Raw genomic sequence first — 16,471 nt, 5'->3', positions numbered from 1 at the left:
CTTCACGTCTCTCAGAACTCCCCGTTCCCGCGTTCCCCGAAGTGCAGCCGGGCCCGCTCGTCGCCCACGATGTTGGAGTCCATCGAGTCGATGACCTTGAAGGCGCGTTCGCAGTTCGAGGTGTCGCGCAGGATGAAGAAGTCGTCCACGCGCTGCTTGTAGCGGGGTTCCAGCTGGAAGTTCCGCTCCAGGACGCCGATGATCTCCTCGACGGCGTGGTCGACGGTCCGGCAGGCCGGACCGAAGCCGTCCCGGTCGATGTCGAAGTACCCGCGCTTGTAGTGCTTGCTGTAGAAGGACTCGTCGTCGAAGTTCGTGTAGACGACCGGCTTGCCCATGTACGCCACGTCGAAGAACACCGAGGAGTAGTCGGTGACCATCATCGAGCACTCGCGCATGGCCAGCTGTACGTCGCGGCCGGTCGAGGACACGATGATCGACGGGTGCTCGATCTTGAAGTGCTGGAGATAGGGCCGGATCTCGTAGTGCGGCATGAACTCCAGCTCGACCCCGTGGTACTGGAGCGCGGCCAGCAGCCGCTCGTTGCGCAGCAGGGACGAGAAGAAGCGGTAGTACTCGGACGCCGCGAACGGGATCTCGGGCTTGGCGGCCTTGTTGTACGAGGGCGCCACGATGTCGCGGCGCCACGTGGGCATGACCAGGACCCGCCGGAGGCCCGGCACCGGCTCCAGTGCGTCGAACCGGGGCATGCCCGTGGCGGCGACGCGCCCGTAGCCGTAGCCGCAGTGCTCGGCGGTGTAGGACCGCTCGCTGCGGCCCGTGCTGAGGACCATGTCCACGTTGGTGGTCTGGCCGTGGATCGAGGCGACGACGTCGTTGTAGCCCACGCCGTGCCCGAGGAACACGCGCTTGTAGCGCAGCAGGTCGCCGTAGCCGCGCAGGAAGGAACGCTTGTTGAGGCCCGGGAAGCCGAGGTAGGCCTCCAGGTCGTAGGAGTTGATCAGGCGCTCGGCGTGCAGCAGGTACGCGCGGTGCTTCCACGAGAGCCTGTCGATGACCTGCCCGTACTGGGCGACCTTGTCCCAGTCGTGCGCGTCCCGGTTGATCGAGTAGTAGATCTTGCGCTTGGGCTGGTTCAGCCGGATCCACTTGAAGAGGTGGTAGCTGTTGTCCTGGGCGGTGTCCTCGCGTTCACCGATGATCCAGATGCCCCGGCCGTGCAGGTAGGGGTACGTCAGCCAGTACATGAAGCGGGTGCGCCAGCCGGGACGGCCCGGGAGGGAGTTGCGCAGCTCCTCGCGGAAGCGGTGCATCTTGTCCTTGCGCCGGGCCGAGAAGCCCTTCACCCAGCGTGCGGTGACCTGCTCCTCCTCGTCGATGGACAGGACGAAGCGCTGCTTGCCCGAGGTGTGCACGCCCTTGAAGCGGTGCATGTTCATGCGGGCCGCGAGCTTGATGTCGTGGTGGCGGTCCTCGTCGAGGACCCGGATCACCATGGTCAGCTCGGCGTTGGCCAGGGGGTTGAGCGCGGACGGGCGCGCCGTGGCGCGCCAGCCGGAGAACCAGTCCTGGTTCTTGCGGGTGCGCCAGCGGTCGCGGCGGTAGACCTGCTCGACGGGGAGCGCCACCTCGCGGTGTCCGTCGGAGAACACCAGCTGGATGCGGTTGGTGTACTGGGTGTCGATGTCGACGCCGGAGATCACGAGGAGGCCCTCGAGCTGGATCTCGTCGTCCTTCCAGACGAAGGTCTCCATGACGGCGTTGGACCGCGGGACGCGCAGCAGCTTCGTCTCCACCGGGTCGCTCGCGAGGCGCCGGTAGATGCCCTCGTCGTCGAGGAAGAGCCGGGGCAGGAACTCGGGCGCGCCCAGCGGGTCGGCGAAGAGTTCGAGGTTGCCCGTCACGATCGCGTGGTGCTGGACCTTGGACTGCGGGTGCGTGGCGTACTGCAGGATGATCTCGTCGGGGATCTTGCCGTAGACCGACGCGAGCAGGGGAAGGACCCCGGCGAGCTCCGTCTTGCTCATGATGCGGTGCATGTTGCGCACGTAGGGCTGGAGCGAGCGGACGACGAAGCGGTGGGCCAGGCGGACGACCCGGGGCGGTGCGCCCTGGACCGACGTCAGGACGTACTCGGCCAGCCGGACCCGGTCCACCGCCTTGGCGGGGTCGTTCCAGGGGCGGTCGAAGAGCGAGTTCTGCTTCTGTTCCTCGCGCTCGAAGAAGCGGGCACCGGGTGCGACGGCCACCGTCTTCGTGAACAGGAGGGCGGGGACGGTGAACCAGTCGTCCTCGAGGCCGTGGCCCGGGCCGCACCGGAAGCCGTGCTCGCGCACGAAGGAGGTCTTGAAGAGCTTGCCGCCGAGCCGGGTCGAGAAGACGAGGTACGGGGCGTCGGCGAGCTTGCGGATGGTGCCCTTGGCGGTGAAGTAGCGCTCCCACGGCTCGTCCTTGCCGAGCCACGGGCCCGGGAAGTTGTCCGCCACGCCGACGGCGGCGTCGGCGCCCTTGGCCTTGCGGGCCGCCGTGAGCAGCCGGCCCACGGAGTCCTCGCCGAGGATGTCCCGGGCCCGCGCGAACATCACGTAGGGGGCGGCGACGTACTGCAGGCCGTTCTCGAAGGCCGTGCGCGCGCCGAGGCTGTGCTGGGTGACGACCATCGCGTTCGGGTAGTAGGCGGCGAAGGCCGCCAGCTGCTGGGCGGTGGTGTCGTTGGAGCCGTCGTCGACGAACACCACCTGGGTGCCGCCGAAGCTGCCCTGGGCCACGAGGGAGGAGAGGAACTCGCGCAGGTGGTACTCGTCGTTGTGGCACAGGACCACGAGCGCGGCGGCGTACTGCTCGGGGGGCTGGACGGGGCCGGTCGGCTGGGCGTCCTGCCACCACAGCCAGGGGGTTCCCCGGTCGGAGGCCTTGGCCTGCAGTTCCTCGGTCTGGGGGCGCAGGCCGAGGTTCCCGCTGATGGTCTCGTAGACCTCGTGGACGCCCTTGGCGGAGGCGTAGCGCAGGCTGGTGGCGTCGAGTCCGCTGACGTTGAGGGCGGTGGAGGCCCGTTCGCCGTCGTGCCGGAGCTGGACGAAGAAGTTCCAGTGCCCCGCGCGGTCGGCCTTGTCCAGGGTGGAGGTGAGGTCGACGGTGGCGTGGTAGCGGATCCACTCCGCGTCGATCTCCACGCTGGAGACGGGGAAGTGGTAGTCGGTCTTGGAGCTGCGGCGGCGCAGCACCGCGATGAGCTCGACTTTGTCGTCGGGGCGGACCCGGCCGAACTGGTTGCGTATCGCGCCCGCTATGTGCAGTTCGCCGTCGACCAGCTCGACGGAGGTCGCCTGGTTGTAGAGCCGGGCTTCGGCGAGCTTCTGGCCGGTCAGATCGAGCTCGGTGACCTCGAGGAAGCGCTCGGCGTCGGGGTGGCGGAGCAGCGACCCGGACCAGAACACCCGGCCGTCGCGCTCCACGACGTCGGAGCTGATGACGCTGCGGCGGCGCATGTAGTCGGAGGCCGACACGGCGATGTCGACGCGGCCGTGCATCAGGCCGAAGGCGCGTACCCGCTCCATGGGCCCGCACAGCTCGTAGGTGGTGGGCTCCAGGGTGCGCAGGTACGGGGCCACGGCCGCGAGGAACCCGTTGCGGTAGTTGCGGTCGCCGCTGCGGAGCTCGGGGGTGTACAGGCGCAGGTCGTGCGAGAGGAACTTGGCGGCCTTGCGGGCCAGCAGGTCGGGCCGGCCGACGCTGTGCAGGAAGCTGTCCGTGTACTGGTGCACCCGGATGCGGTCGCCGATGCTGCGCAGTTCGTGGCGGCGGTTGGTGATCGAGGGCTGGTCGGACTCCCGCTCCCACATCCACCGGTAGACGGGGGTGGCGAGGATGGTGAACGAGCGCGCGTGGAAGTTCGCGACCGTGGAGAAGTACGTGTCCTCGAAGAAGACGCCCTCGGGGAAGCGGATGCCGAAGTTGTTGAGGTAGTCCCGCCGGTACAGCTTGCCGGCGGCGATCGGGTCCTCGAAGAGCTCCGGCATGGCCGACAGGCCCCCGACCGTCTGGTCGGCGGGGTACAGCTGCGGCTGCCAGACGGTGACCTCGTCGGTGGCCTGGTTGATGCGCACGACGCGGCCGGCGGTGACCTCCGACCCCGTGACGACGGCGGAGGAGAGCAGGGTCTCGACGGCCTTGAGCGGCAGCTCGTCGTCCGCGTCGAGGAACATCACGAACTGGCCGGCGGCCGCTTCGATGCCGTTGTTGCGGGGGGCGCCGCAGCCGCCGCTGTTGTGGGGCCGCTCGATGATGCGGACCCGGGCGTCCTGGCGGGCGAACTGCCGGGCGACGCCCTTGGTGCCGTCGGTGGAGCAGTCGTCGACGACGAGCACCTCGATGCCCCGGTGCGTCTGGGCCACGGCCGACTGGATGGCGCGGGCGAGGGTGGCGCTCGCATTGTAGGCCGGAATGACGATCGTGACGCCGTACGGAGAGATGTCGACCGGGAAAGTCATCGGGGGTGGCGCTCTCGTTCGGCGTAGTCAGGTCGCTGCGAGTTCTGCGAGGGGATCTGGGCCAGCTGCATCGTGTCGGTCACGCTGCCCGTGAACTGGTCCGTGTAGGCCCGCGGAAACGGCTCGAATCCGGGGTCCTCGTAGGGCTCGGGTGCGGGGAACATCTCGGCGGCCTCGCTCGGGCTCAGGCCGTCCTCGCCGCGGCGCCGGTGGCGTCCTGCGTGCAGGTGCGGGGCGATGGAGCCGGCCCGGGAGGGGATGTTGCCGGGGTCGAGGCGTTCCATGGTGCGCGTGAAGTCGCGGGTGGAGAGCCAGAACTTGAACATGATCACGAGCTCGAAGCCGCCCATCAGCACGGCGGAGACCGCCGTGGTCCACAGGATGTGGCCGATGACGGGTCCGACGATGAAGATGAACATCTGGAACTCGATGCCGCTGATGAGGTGCGGCCGGATGCGGCTCTGCACCAGGGCGTGGCGGAACCGTGCGTACCAGGGGAAGCTCTCGCGGAACTGCTGGTGGAGGTCGATGACCTCGGCCTGCTCGACCTGCGCGGACTCCCGCTTGAGCTCGTCGGCCTGACCGAGGGGGTTCTCCCGCAGGAGGTCCTCGATGAAGACGACCTTGCGCTCCTCCTCCTCGATGCCCTCCTCGGCCTGGCGGGCGAGGGTGACGGCCTCGATCTTGTTACGCATGGACATGCGCATCTTGTAGATCTGGAGGGCGTCGACGTAGCGGAGCATGTCGAGGAAGATCACGACGAGGGCGGCGAGGAGGTAGACCTCTTCGTCGTGCTGCAGGAACTGCCCGCCCATCAGGGCGAGCGCGCAGAAGAGCACGCGGATGCGGTCGAAGACGTAGTCGAGCCAGCCGCCGAAGATGGTGCCGTTGCCCTTGAGGCGGGCGAGCTTTCCGTCGATGCAGTCGAGGATGAAGCTGATGTGGTACAGCCCCGCGCCGATGCAGAGGGAGAGCCAGTCACCCTGGAGGAAGAACCAGGCCGAGCCGAGGCCGACGTAGAGCGCGGCCCACGTCACACGGTTGGGCGTCACGAAGTTCCAGCGCGCGAACACGCAGACGAGGCGGGTCGCGATCGGATCGACCAGAAGGACCGTCCACCAGGCGTCCCGTTTCTTGCACGTGAGCTTCTGGACAGCCTTCAGTGACAGCTTGGACATAACCCCTCAGTCGTCAACGGCGCGAACCTGGTCAACAGAGCGCCTGCGCCCACCCCACGAGACACGAAGGCGAGCACCGCCCCCGTGACGCCGAACGTTCACCTATGGTCCAGGTAAATGGGCGCTCAATGACCATAACAAGTCACGCGTGGCACCATCCAGCACGCAAGTCGGCCATCGCTGTGCTTAAACCTGCATATCCAGGACTCAAACGATCCTTAGTGGACAGTCCACGGAGTGAACTCCAGGCCCTGAGATCCCAGTTGCTGGCGCGCCACACGGAGCCTGCCGTCCGTTCCCACTGTGGCGATCACCACACGGCCCCGGCTGTCGAACGCCGCGGCCGGCGGAACCACCGAGGGCTCCCCGGATTCCTCCCACCACACCCCGGTGTCCGGCCGCCCGTCCGGGTAGGCGCCGATCGCCGCCACTCCCCCGGCGCCCTCGCGCACGAGCACCGTGCAGCCCCAGCCCTGGATGTCGGCTCCCGCCACCCCCGCGACCGGTCCGATCCCCTCGGGCCCGCCGAGCCCTATCGGCACCTGCGCGCCCGGCCACCAGACGCAGACCTCGTTGCTCCCCGCGTAGCGGAACCGCACGACTCCGCCGTCCGCGGCCACCGAGAGGCTGCCCGGGTACGGGCTCACGGGGATCCGCCGGTTCTCCACCCAGGCCGCCTTCGCGTCCTGCTGGAAGAAGTGCCCCGCGGACGCGGTGTCGCGCGCCCGCGCCACGACGTGCACCCCGCCCTGCGCGGCCGGGAAGGCCACCAGTTCGTCGGCCACCCGCAGCCCGCCCAGCGCCTCCCAGGCGGTCATGCGGCCCTTCGGGTTCTGCCGGCGCACGCTGATGCTGTGCCCGAAGTTGCGCACGAACACGTGCAGGACGCCGTCCGCGTCGAAGGTGGCCACGGGGAAACCGGCTTCCCGGGCCATCTGCCAGCTCGCCGCGTTGGGATTGCCGACCGCGGTCCAGGGGCCGAGGGGACGGCCCGTCTGGTACTGGGCGGCGTACACCACCTCGACGTCGGAGCCGCTGTCCTTGCGCTTGGTCCGGCTCAGGCCGATCAGGTACGCGTAGCCCTCGGGGCCCCGCAGCACGGTCAGCGCCGGCATCAGTTCCGGGCCCTGGAGCAGTTCCGGTCCGCTCCAGCCCTGGGCCTCGGTGGCTCCCTCGGTCCAGCGGACCACGCCGGCAGCCGTCGGCAGGTAGGCGGACAGCCGCCCGTCCTTGCCCCTGAGCAACCAATCGGTCGGCCTGGGGTAGCGGGAGCAGGCAGCGGCCGGCAGCGCCGGGTCCGCACCGGCGCGGCGGCAGTCCACGAACACGGGGGTGCCGACGGCGAGCTGGTAGCGGCGTGCGGCCCTGAGCGTGCTGCGCGCCACCTGTCCGCGCGCGGCCGGCTCGCTGACGATCGGGAGCTTGCGCTCGCGGTCGAAGTCGCTGTGCGCGGGGTCCGGGTCGAGGGTGCGTACGCGTACGGGTTCGATCTCGTGGAGGGCGTCGAGGATCTGGCCCGTGAGGTTGCCGTCCGCCGCGTACAGGAGGAACGGTTCCCCGGGGAACCTGCACCCGCGCCGCTTCGCCTGGGCCACGGCCGCTTCCATCGCGCGCTGCTCGGCCGGGGCGGCTCCGTCGAGCCAGACCAGTTCGATCACCGAACCGGACGGTTCCGAGTTGATCAGCGGCACGGCGTCGGCGGGACCGGCGACCACGATGGCCACCGTGGAGGCCCGGCCGGCCTGCGAGGGGGAACCCTGCTGGAGCTGCTCGCGCGAGGCGTCACCGCGTCGCGCACGACGTCCGGCATTTCGGGCCATGGCTTCCGCTCCCCCTCCCCCGCGCTGTGGGGACTCCTGTGTTTTCCGCATCACGGCCGACCAGGAGGACGATAAGCGCACTCCCATTCGACTCGGAAATCTGCTTATAGTGCAGCGGCATCCGGCCACCCTTGCCCGCTGCCCTCCGACCCAGGGCCCCGAGGATTCGAGCAGTATGACCCAAGACACCACCGTACGCAGTCGTCGGCGAACCACGGGGCGCGGGGTGCGTCCGCGCAGACGGCGCGTCCTGAGGATCGTCCTGCTCGTACTGGTTCTGCTGCTGCTCGGCGCCGCCGGCACCGGCTGGTGGGCATACAACCACCTCAACGGGAACATCGACAGTGTCGACCTGGATCAGGCGATCGGTGTCGACAACCGGCCGGCGAAGGTCCCGGACAGCGGGCAGAACATCCTGGTGCTCGGCTCGGACTCGCGCGACGGCGCCAACGGCGAGCTCGACCACGGCGATGTCAGCGGCCAGCGCTCGGACACCAACATGCTGGTGCACATACCCGAGGGCCGCAAGAAGGCCACCGCGATCAGCATCCCCCGCGACACCCTCGTGACCCGGCCGGAGTGCAAGGACAAGAACGGCAAGTCGATCGCCGGCGCGAACCGCGTCATGATCAACAGCATCATCGGCACCGGCGGCCCGGCCTGTGTCGTCAAGACCGTCGAGCAGATGTCCGGCATCCGCGTCGACCACCTCGTGAAGGTGGAGTTCGCCGGCTTCAAGGAGCTGGTGGACGCGCTCGGCGGCGTGGACGTCACCATCGACAAGCCCATCAAGGGCGGTCTGAACCTCGACGCCGGCACGCACCGCCTCAACGGCACCGACTCGCTCAAGTTCGTTCGCACCCGCCACGGTTACGGCGACGGCAGCGACCTCGGGCGCATCGACCTCCAGCAGAAGTTCATGATCGCGATGCTGTCCGAGATCAAGAAGCAGGACGCGCTCAGCAACCCGGCCCGGCTGTACAAGCTCGCCGACGCCGGTACCAAGGCGCTGACCACGGACGCCGAACTCGACTCCCTCAAGGGCCTGTCGGACTTCGCCCAGAGCATGAAGGGCGTGGACCCGGAGACCATGGAGACGATCATGCTCCCGGTCGCCTACGACAAGATCGACAAGAACCGCGTGGTCGCCGTGGAGCCGCAGTGCGGCCAGCTGTGGGAGGCCCTGCGCAAGGACCAGCCGATCCCGGCCTCGGCGAAGAAGTCCCCCGCCACCGGCGGCTGACCACCCCCGCTCCCGGCTCGCAGGACGTGCCCCGGCCCCCGATGGGAGCCGGGGCACGTCGGCGTCACGCCCCGTCACCCCGCAGCACCGCACGCCAGTCACTGCTCGCGTGCCACTGCCCCGGCGGGTACTCGAACCGCACCTCGCCGAGGAGTACGAACCCGGCCGCGCGGCACACCGCGTTGGACGCCGTGTGCTCGACGGAGGGGAAGGCGTGCAGGTGGCGGCGGGTGCCGTGGACGCCCGCGTGGGCGACGAGCGCCCGGGCCGCGCGGGCCGCGAGCCCCCGGCCCTGGAACTCGGGGAGGATGCCCCAGCCGGTTTCATAGACCTCCTCGTCCTGCCAGACCCGCTCCCAGAAACCGATGCTGCCCACGGACTCCCCGTCGGCCACGACCCGGAACATCCGCCCGGCCCCCGGCTCCCGGGCGCTGAGCGCCAGGTAGCGCCGGTGGCGGTCCCTGAGCTTGGCCTCGGTCTCGGGGCCGCCCAGGTGTTCCGTCATGGCCGGCTCGTTCTTGCGTACCAGCAGCCAGAAGTCGTCTTCCGCCCAGGGTTCCAGTCCTACGGTGATCTCCATGCCCTCACCGTAGACGGGGGACTCAGCGCCCTTCCCGGGCCGGGTTGGCCGTCATGCCCTCGCCGCGGCCCAGCCGGCTGTGCTGCTTGCCGTAGAGGAAGTACACGACGAAGCCGATGACCATCCAGATCCCGAAGCGCAGCCAGGTCTCGGCCGGCAGGTTCAGCATCAGCCAGACCGACGCGGCGATCGACAGGACGGGCACGAGCGGCACCCACGGGGTGCGGAAGGACCGGTGCAGGTCGGGACGGGTGCGGCGCAGGACCATCACGCCGAGCGCGACGACGACGAAGGCGAAGAGGGTGCCGATGTTCACCAGGGTCGCCAGCTCGTTGATGCTGGTGAACCCGGCGACGACGGCGATGACGACGCCGAGCAGGATCGTCGGCCGGTAGGGCGTACGGAACTTCGGGTGGGTCCGCGAGAAGAAGCGCGGCAGCAGGCCGTCGCGGCTCATCGCGAAGAACACCCGGGTCTGGCCGAGGAGCAGGATCATGCACACGGTGGTCAGGCCCACGGCGGCGCCGAAGCTGATGATGCCCCCGAAGACCGGATGGCCGGCGGATTTGAAGGCGTCGGCCAGCGGGGCGCTGACGGAGAGGTCCTTGTAGTTCTGCATGCCGGTGACCACGATCGACACCGCCACGTAGAGCACGGTGCAGATGATCAGCGAGCCGAGGATGCCGCGCGGCATGTCCCGCTGCGGGAGCTTGGTCTCCTCGGCGGCGGTGGCCACCACGTCGAAGCCGATGAAGGCGAAGAAGACCACGGAGGCGGCGGTGAAGATGCCCATGACGCCGAAGTTCGTCGGGTCGTAGCCGAAGAGGAGCTGGACGAGCGGGGCGTCCAGCCCGGAGCCGCCCTTCTGGGGTTCGGCCGGCGGGATGAACGGCGTGTAGTTGGACTTCGTGATGAAGAACAGGCCCGCGATGATCACGATGAGCACCACCGTGACCTTGATCGCGACGACCACCGCGGTGATCCGCGCGGACAGCTTCACCCCGATGACCAGGATCACGGTGAGGACCAGGACCAGGACGAAGGCGAGCAGGTCGAAGGTGCCGCCCGGAACGTCGGGTCCCTGGAGCGAGGCGGGCAGATGGAGCCCCGCGTTGTCCATGAGCGAGCGGACGTACCCCGACCAGCCGACGGCGACGACCGCGGTGCCGAGCGCGAACTCCAGCACGAGGTCCCAGCCGATGATCCAGGCGGGCAGCTCGCCGATGGACGCGTACGAGAAGGTGTACGCGGATCCGGCCACCGGGACGGTCGAGGCGAACTCCGCGTAGCACAGGGCGGCCAGCGCGCACACGATGCCGGCGGCGACGAACGCGAGGGCCGTGGAGGGTCCGGCGGTCTCCTTGGCGACCTTGCCGGTGAGGACGAAGATGCCGGTGCCGATGATCACGCCCACGCCGAAGACGGTCAGGTCCCAGGAGGAGAGCGACTTCTTGAGCGCGTGTTCCGGCTCTTCCGTATCGAGGATCGACTGCTCGACCGATTTCGTACGGAAGGGACCGTTCAGGTTGCTACTCACCGACGCACCTCCGCAGGAGAGACCGCATCGAAACGGAACGGGCCGGAAGGCCCACCCTCCAAGGGTGACCCTCCCGGCCCGTGACGTGCAACCGCAGATGATCAGTCGACGGCGGCGGCCGGCTCGCTGTCGTAGCGCCCGTCCAGCTTGGCCACCAGGCCGGTGACCTGCCGCGCGATGTCCGGGGCGGTCAGACCGATCTCGGCCATGACCTCCTTGCGCGTGGCGTGGTCCAGGAACCGCTGCGGGATCCCGAAGTCACGCAGGGGTACGTCGACGCCCGCGTCCCGCAGTGCCTGCGCGACGGCGGAGCCCACACCGCCGGCGCGGCTGTTGTCCTCGACGGTGACCACCACGCGGTGGCGGTCGGCGAGCGGGGCCAGGGCCTCGTCCACCGGCTTGACCCAGCGGGGGTCGACCACCGTCGTGGAGATGCCCTGCTTGTCGAGCAGGTCGGCGATCTCCAGGCACATCGGGGCGAGTGCGCCGACCGAGACGAGCAGGACGTCCGGCCGGGTGACCTCGTCGGCCGGACGGCGCAGCACGTCCATGCCGCCGATCCTGCCGACGGCCGGGACCGCCGGGCCGACGACGCCCTTGGAGAAGCGCACGACCGTCGGCGCGTCCTTGACCAGGACGGCCTCGTTCAGCTGGGCGCGCAGCTGCTCGGCGTCGCGCGGGGCGGCCAGGCGCAGCCCCGGGACCACCTGGAGGATGGACATGTCCCACATGCCGTTGTGGGAGGCGCCGTCGGTTCCGGTGACACCGGCCCGGTCCAGGACGAAGGTGACCCCGCACTTGTGCAGGGCGACGTCCATCAGGACCTGGTCGAAGGCGCGGTTGAGGAAGGTCGCGTACACCGCGAAGACCGGGTGGGCGCCGCCGGAGGCCAGGCCCGCCGCCGAGGTGGCGCCGTGCTGCTCGGCGATGCCGACGTCGAAGATCCGGTCCGGGTAGGCGTCGGCGAACTTCTTCAGGCCGACGGGCTGGAGCATGGCCGCGGTGATGGCGACGATGTCCTTGCGCTCCTTGCCGAGCCTGACCATCTCGTCGGCGAAGACGGAGGTCCAGCTGGCGGCGTCGGTGGAGACGGGCAGGCCGGTGTCCGGGTGGATCACGCCGACCGCGTGGAAGCGGTCCGCCTCGTCCTGGACGGCCGGCTCGTAGCCGCGGCCCTTCTGGGTGAGGCAGTGCACGATGACCGGGCCGCTGAAGCGCTTGGCGCGCTGGAGGGCCGATTCCAGGGCCTCGATGTCGTGGCCGTCGATGGGGCCGATGTACTTCAGGCCCAGGTCCTCGAACATGCCCTGCGGGGCGATGAAGTCCTTGAGGCCCTTCTTGGCGCCGTGCAGGGTCTCGTAGAGGGGCTTCCCGACGACCGGGGTGCGCTCCAGGAGGTCCTTGCCGCGGGCCAGGAAGCGCTCGTAGCCGTCCGTGGTGCGCAGGGTGGCCAGGTGGTTCGCGAGGCCGCCGATGGTGGGGCCGTACGAGCGCTCGTTGTCGTTGACGACGATCACCAGGGGGCGGTCCTTGGCGGCGGCGATGTTGTTCAGCGCCTCCCAGGCCATGCCGCCGGTGAGGGCTCCGTCGCCGATGACCGCCGCGACGTGGTGGTCCTCCTTGCCGAGCACCTCGTTGGCCTTCGCGAAACCGTCGGCCCAGCCCAGCACGGTGGACGCGTGCGAGTTCTCGATCACGTCGTGCTCGGACTCGGCGCGCGAGGGGTAGCCCGACAGGCCGCCCTTCGTGCGCAGGCCCTCGAAGTTCTGGCGGCCGGTGAGCAGCTTGTGCACGTAGGCCTGGTGGCCGGTGTCGAAGAGGACCTTGTCCTTGGGCGAGTCGAAGACCCTGTGCAGAGCGATCGTCAGCTCGACGACACCGAGGTTGGGGCCGAGGTGCCCGCCGGTCTTGGAGACGGCGTCGACGAGGAAGGTCCTGATCTCTGCGGCGAGCTGCTCCAGCTCCTCCTGGCTGAGCCGGTCCAGATCGCGCGGTCCCTTGATGCGGGTCAGCAGCACCCGTGCCTCCTTGCAGTCGCTTGCTGGTCTGCCGAGTCTAATCTTCGCCGCTGGGGCGTCGTGAAAGAGCTGTCCCGGTCAGGTCACACCTTTGTCATACCTGTACACATCAGTACGGAGTCACACCCCCCAAAAGGGGGAATACCCGTACATTCGCACGTACGCGTCCACGCACAGGTGCCCGGCACCACAGGAAGTGGCACCGGGCACTGTGACGGTTCTTACCGCCGCGTCGCGCTTCTTGCCGCCGCGACCGCGTCAGACTCCGCGCACGCCGGTCAGGCGCGCCCGGCCGTCTTCTGCGTCTTGCGGGTGACCGAGTCGATCACCACGGTGGCGAGGAGGACCGCGCCGGTGATCATGTACTGGATCGGCGTCGCGATTCCCTCCAGAGCCAGACCGTACTGGATGGAGGTGATGACCATGACGCCGAGGAGGGCGTTCCAGGTCCGGCCGCGGCCGCCGAAGAGGCTGGTGCCGCCGATGACGGCCGCCGCGATCACGTTCATCAGCAGGTCGCCGGCGCCGGCGCTCTGGTTCGCCGCCGCGATCTTGGAGGCCCAGAAGAGGCCGCCGATGGCCGCGAAGGTGCCGGCGATCGCGAAGACCGTGATCCGGACCCGGTTGACGTTGATGCCGGCGCGCCGGGAGGCCTCGACGCTGCCGCCGAGGGCGAAGACCTGGCGGCCGAAGGTGGTGCGCCGCAGGACGAAGTCCGTGACGACCAGGGCCAGCACGAAGAGCACGACCGCCAGCGGCAGGCCCTTGTACTGGTTGAAGACCACGGCCGGACCGAAGGTGAACACCGCGAGGAGCCCGGTGCGCAGGACGATCTCGCCGAGGGGGCGGGAGGGCACCCCGGCGGCCTCGCGGCGCCGTGCGTCGAAGAAGGTGGCGAGGAAGTACCCCACCACGGCGACGGCGGCGAGCCCGTAGCCGGCGGCCACGTCCGAGAAGAAGTACGTGGTCAGCTGCCCGACCACGCCCTCGGAGTCGAGGTTGATCGTGCCGTTGCTGCCCAGGATCTGCAGCATGGCGCCGGACCAGAAGAGCAGGCCCGAAAGGGTGACGGCGAAGGCCGGGGCGCCGATCTTGGCGAAGAAGAAGCCGTGGAGGGAGCCGATCAGGGCGCCTCCGGCGATCGCCGCGAGGATGGCCAGCCATTCGTTGACGCCGTTGGTGACCGAGAGGACGGCCACGATCGCGCCCGAGACGCCGCTGACCGAGCCGACCGAGAGGTCGATCTCGCCGAGCAGCAGGACGAAGATGATGCCGACCGCCATCATGCCGGTGGCCGTCATCGTGATCGCGATGTTGGTGAGGTTCTCGGCGCCCAGGAAGTTGGAGTTCAGCCCCTGGAAGATGCTCCAGATGATGATCAGGCCGAGGACGACGGGCACGGAGCCCAGGTCGCCGGCCTTCAGCTTGCGGCCGAACTCGTTCACGTACCCGGCGATGCCCTGCTCGCGTACGAGCAGACGGGGGTCCACGGCCGGGATGGCGTCGTGGGCGGCCGCCGGATTGACGGGGTCTATGTGCTGGGTGCTCACTTGCGGGCCTCCCCGGTGCGGGCCGCCCGGCGGGTCACGGCGTTGTCCGTGGCCCCGGTGATGGCGGAGATGATCTCTTCCTGCGACGTGTCCTTCACGGAGAAGACGCCGTTGTTGCGGCCCAGCCGCAGGACGGCCACCTTGTCGGCCACGGCCTTCACGTCGGCCATGTTGTGGCTGATGAGGATGACCGCGTGACCGCGCTCGCGCAGCCGCTCGACGAGGTCGAGCACCTGTGCGGTCTGCTCGACGCCGAGGGCGGCGGTGGGCTCGTCGAGGATCACGAGCTGGGGCTCGCCCAGCATGGAGCGGGCGATCGCCACGGTCTGGCGCTGACCGCCGGAGAGCGAGGCGATGGGGATGCGGACACTGGGGATCCGGATGGACAGGGTGGTCAGGAGCTCGCGTGCGCGCCGCTCCATCTCCACCTCGTCGAGGATGCCGCGGCGCTTGAGCTCGCGTCCGAGGAAGAGGTTGCCGACGACGTCGATGTTGTCGCACAGCGCGAGGTCCTGGTAGACCGTCGCGATGCCCAGGTTCTGGGCGTCGTGGGGCTTGCTGATCGAGACCGGCCGGCCCTCCCACTCGATGACTCCGTCATCGATGGGGTGCACGCCGGCGATCGTCTTGACCAGCGTGGACTTACCGGCGCCGTTGTCGCCGACGAGGGCGACCACCTCGCCGGAGTGGATCTCGAGTTCTACGTCGGTGAGGGCCTGAACGGCACCGAACCGCTTCGAGACCCCGCGCAACGCCAGTACGGGCGCAGCGGACACATGAACCATCTCCTTGCCGCCTGACCGGCGGGGATGTCGTACAAAAAGAGCAGGACCACGGGGGAAAGCGAGGGAAACGTTTCTGTAGCGGGGAAACGTTTCTGTTCTGTTCTGTCCGGCACCCCCGCCGGTGGCGGGATGGAGGCGGGGGCACCGGACAGGCACGGGGGCCGGCTCGGGTGACCGAGCGGCGGGGGCCTTACTTCAGGCCGGCGGCGGCGCAGGCGGCCGCGTACTTGTCGGTGCAGATCTCGTCGACCGTGTAGACGTTGTCGCGGATGACGGTGTCCTTCACGTTCGCCTTGGTCAGCGAGACGACCGGGATCAGCAGGGACGGGACGCCCTTGGTGGTGGGGCTGTCGACCTTGGCGGTGGCGGTGGTCGCGATCGACTCGCCCTTGGCGAGGGCGACGGCCATCTTCGCGGCGGCCTCGGCCTCGGGGGCGTACGGCTTGTAGACGCTCATGAACTGCTCGCCCGCGACGATCCGCTGCACACCGGCGAGTTCGGCGTCCTGGCCCGTGACCGGGGGCAGGGGGGAGACGCCGGCCGCCTTGAGGGCGGTGATGATGCCGCCGGCCATGCCGTCGTTGGCGGAGTAGACGCCGATGACCTTGTCCTTGCCGAGCGCCGAAAGGGCGGCCGCCATGTTGGTGTTGGCGTTCTCCGGCTTCCACTCGACGGTGTCGTACTCCTTGCCGACGTTCACGTTGCCGTCGAGGACGGAGTGCGCGCCCTTCTTGAACAGCGCGGCGTTCGGGTCGGTGACGGAACCGTTCATCATGACGATCTGGCCGTCCTTGGCCTTGGCGCCCAGGGCCTCCAGGAGCGCCTTGCCCTGGACCTTGCCGACCTCTTCGTTGTCGAAGGAGGTGTAGGCGTCGATCGGGCCCTCGGCGAGACGGTCGTAGGCCACGACCGGGATGCCGGCCTCCTTGGCCTTCTTGACCGAGCCGGCGATGGCCTTGGAGTCCACCGCGTCGATGATCAGGACGTTCACCTTGTTGGTGATCATCGTGTCGACCTGCGAGTTCTGCGTGGTCGCGTCCTGCTTGGCGTTGGCGTAGACGACCTCGCCCTTGCCCGCGGTCAGGTCCTTGACCGCCTTCTCGATGAGCGGCTTGTCGAACTTCTCGTAACGCGCGGTCTGGTTCTCCGGCAGGAGCAGCCCGACCTTGATGGCGCCACCCTTGACCGCGCCGGTGGCGTTGTCCTTCTTGTCACCGGACTCCTTCGCGCTGCCACAAGCGGCGAGCGAGACGGCCATGGTTCCGGCGGCAACGGCGACGGCAACTCTGCGCATACGCGTGTTCATTAC

10 protein-coding genes are annotated in these 16,471 nt (G+C 69.0%); 1 reads left to right on the top strand and 9 read right to left on the bottom strand.

What is annotated here, in order from left to right; translation table 11 throughout:
* Positions 1 to 11 precede the first annotated feature (11 nt).
* From ACZ60J_RS28125 to ACZ60J_RS28115, 3 genes are all read right to left on the bottom strand, one after another.
* Complete coding sequence (locus ACZ60J_RS28125; RefSeq protein WP_469686032.1) at positions 12 to 4,451, bottom strand: bifunctional glycosyltransferase/CDP-glycerol:glycerophosphate glycerophosphotransferase; 4,440 nt, start codon at positions 4,449 to 4,451, stop codon at positions 12 to 14.
* The gene (locus tag ACZ60J_RS28120) at positions 4,448 to 5,629 is read right to left on the bottom strand and encodes a CDP-alcohol phosphatidyltransferase family protein (RefSeq protein WP_469686030.1); all 1,182 of its coding nucleotides are present in this window, start codon (positions 5,627 to 5,629) and stop codon (positions 4,448 to 4,450) included. The genes ACZ60J_RS28125 and ACZ60J_RS28120 overlap by 4 nt, the downstream gene beginning before the upstream one ends.
* Positions 5,630 to 5,847: 218 nt before the next feature.
* Positions 5,848 to 7,449: a PLL family lectin gene (locus ACZ60J_RS28115; RefSeq protein ID WP_469686028.1), complete on the bottom strand. Its 1,602-nt coding sequence runs from the start codon at positions 7,447 to 7,449 to the stop codon at positions 5,848 to 5,850.
* A gap of 175 nt (positions 7,450 to 7,624) precedes the next feature.
* On the opposite strand from ACZ60J_RS28115, the gene ACZ60J_RS28110 reads away from it, so the two are divergent.
* On the top strand, positions 7,625 to 8,692 hold the full coding sequence (locus tag ACZ60J_RS28110) for an LCP family protein (RefSeq protein ID WP_469686026.1): 1,068 nt from the start codon (positions 7,625 to 7,627) through the stop codon (positions 8,690 to 8,692).
* Positions 8,693 to 8,756: 64 nt separating this feature from the next.
* Here ACZ60J_RS28110 and ACZ60J_RS28105 read toward each other — a convergent pair whose 3' ends face one another.
* From ACZ60J_RS28105 to ACZ60J_RS28080, 6 genes are all read right to left on the bottom strand, one after another.
* Positions 8,757 to 9,272 (bottom strand): GNAT family N-acetyltransferase, encoded by a 516-nt coding sequence (locus ACZ60J_RS28105; protein ID WP_469686024.1) that lies wholly within the window; start codon positions 9,270 to 9,272, stop codon positions 8,757 to 8,759.
* A 22-nt stretch (positions 9,273 to 9,294) separates the two neighbouring features.
* The gene (locus tag ACZ60J_RS28100; protein WP_469686023.1) at positions 9,295 to 10,809 is read right to left on the bottom strand and encodes an amino acid permease; all 1,515 of its coding nucleotides are present in this window, start codon (positions 10,807 to 10,809) and stop codon (positions 9,295 to 9,297) included.
* Between the two features lie 101 nt (positions 10,810 to 10,910).
* Entirely contained in the window at positions 10,911 to 12,827 is a 1,917-nt protein-coding gene (dxs, locus tag ACZ60J_RS28095) for a 1-deoxy-D-xylulose-5-phosphate synthase (protein ID WP_469686021.1), read from the bottom strand.
* A gap of 278 nt (positions 12,828 to 13,105) precedes the next feature.
* On the bottom strand, positions 13,106 to 14,377 hold the full coding sequence (locus ACZ60J_RS28090) for a sugar ABC transporter permease (RefSeq protein ID WP_469686019.1): 1,272 nt from the start codon (positions 14,375 to 14,377) through the stop codon (positions 13,106 to 13,108).
* Positions 14,374 to 15,162 (bottom strand): ATP-binding cassette domain-containing protein, encoded by a 789-nt coding sequence (locus ACZ60J_RS28085; RefSeq protein ID WP_469686018.1) that lies wholly within the window; start codon positions 15,160 to 15,162, stop codon positions 14,374 to 14,376. The genes ACZ60J_RS28090 and ACZ60J_RS28085 overlap by 4 nt, the downstream gene beginning before the upstream one ends.
* Before the next feature lie 190 nt (positions 15,163 to 15,352).
* Positions 15,353 to 16,468 (bottom strand): substrate-binding domain-containing protein, encoded by a 1,116-nt coding sequence (locus tag ACZ60J_RS28080; RefSeq protein ID WP_469686017.1) that lies wholly within the window; start codon positions 16,466 to 16,468, stop codon positions 15,353 to 15,355.
* Between the last annotated feature and the right edge of the window lie 3 nt (positions 16,469 to 16,471).

Source organism: Streptomyces sp. NPDC104226, assembly GCF_055584085.1.
Note: the sequence above shows the minus strand (reverse complement) of the source record. Positions and strands in the feature narration are given on the sequence as shown.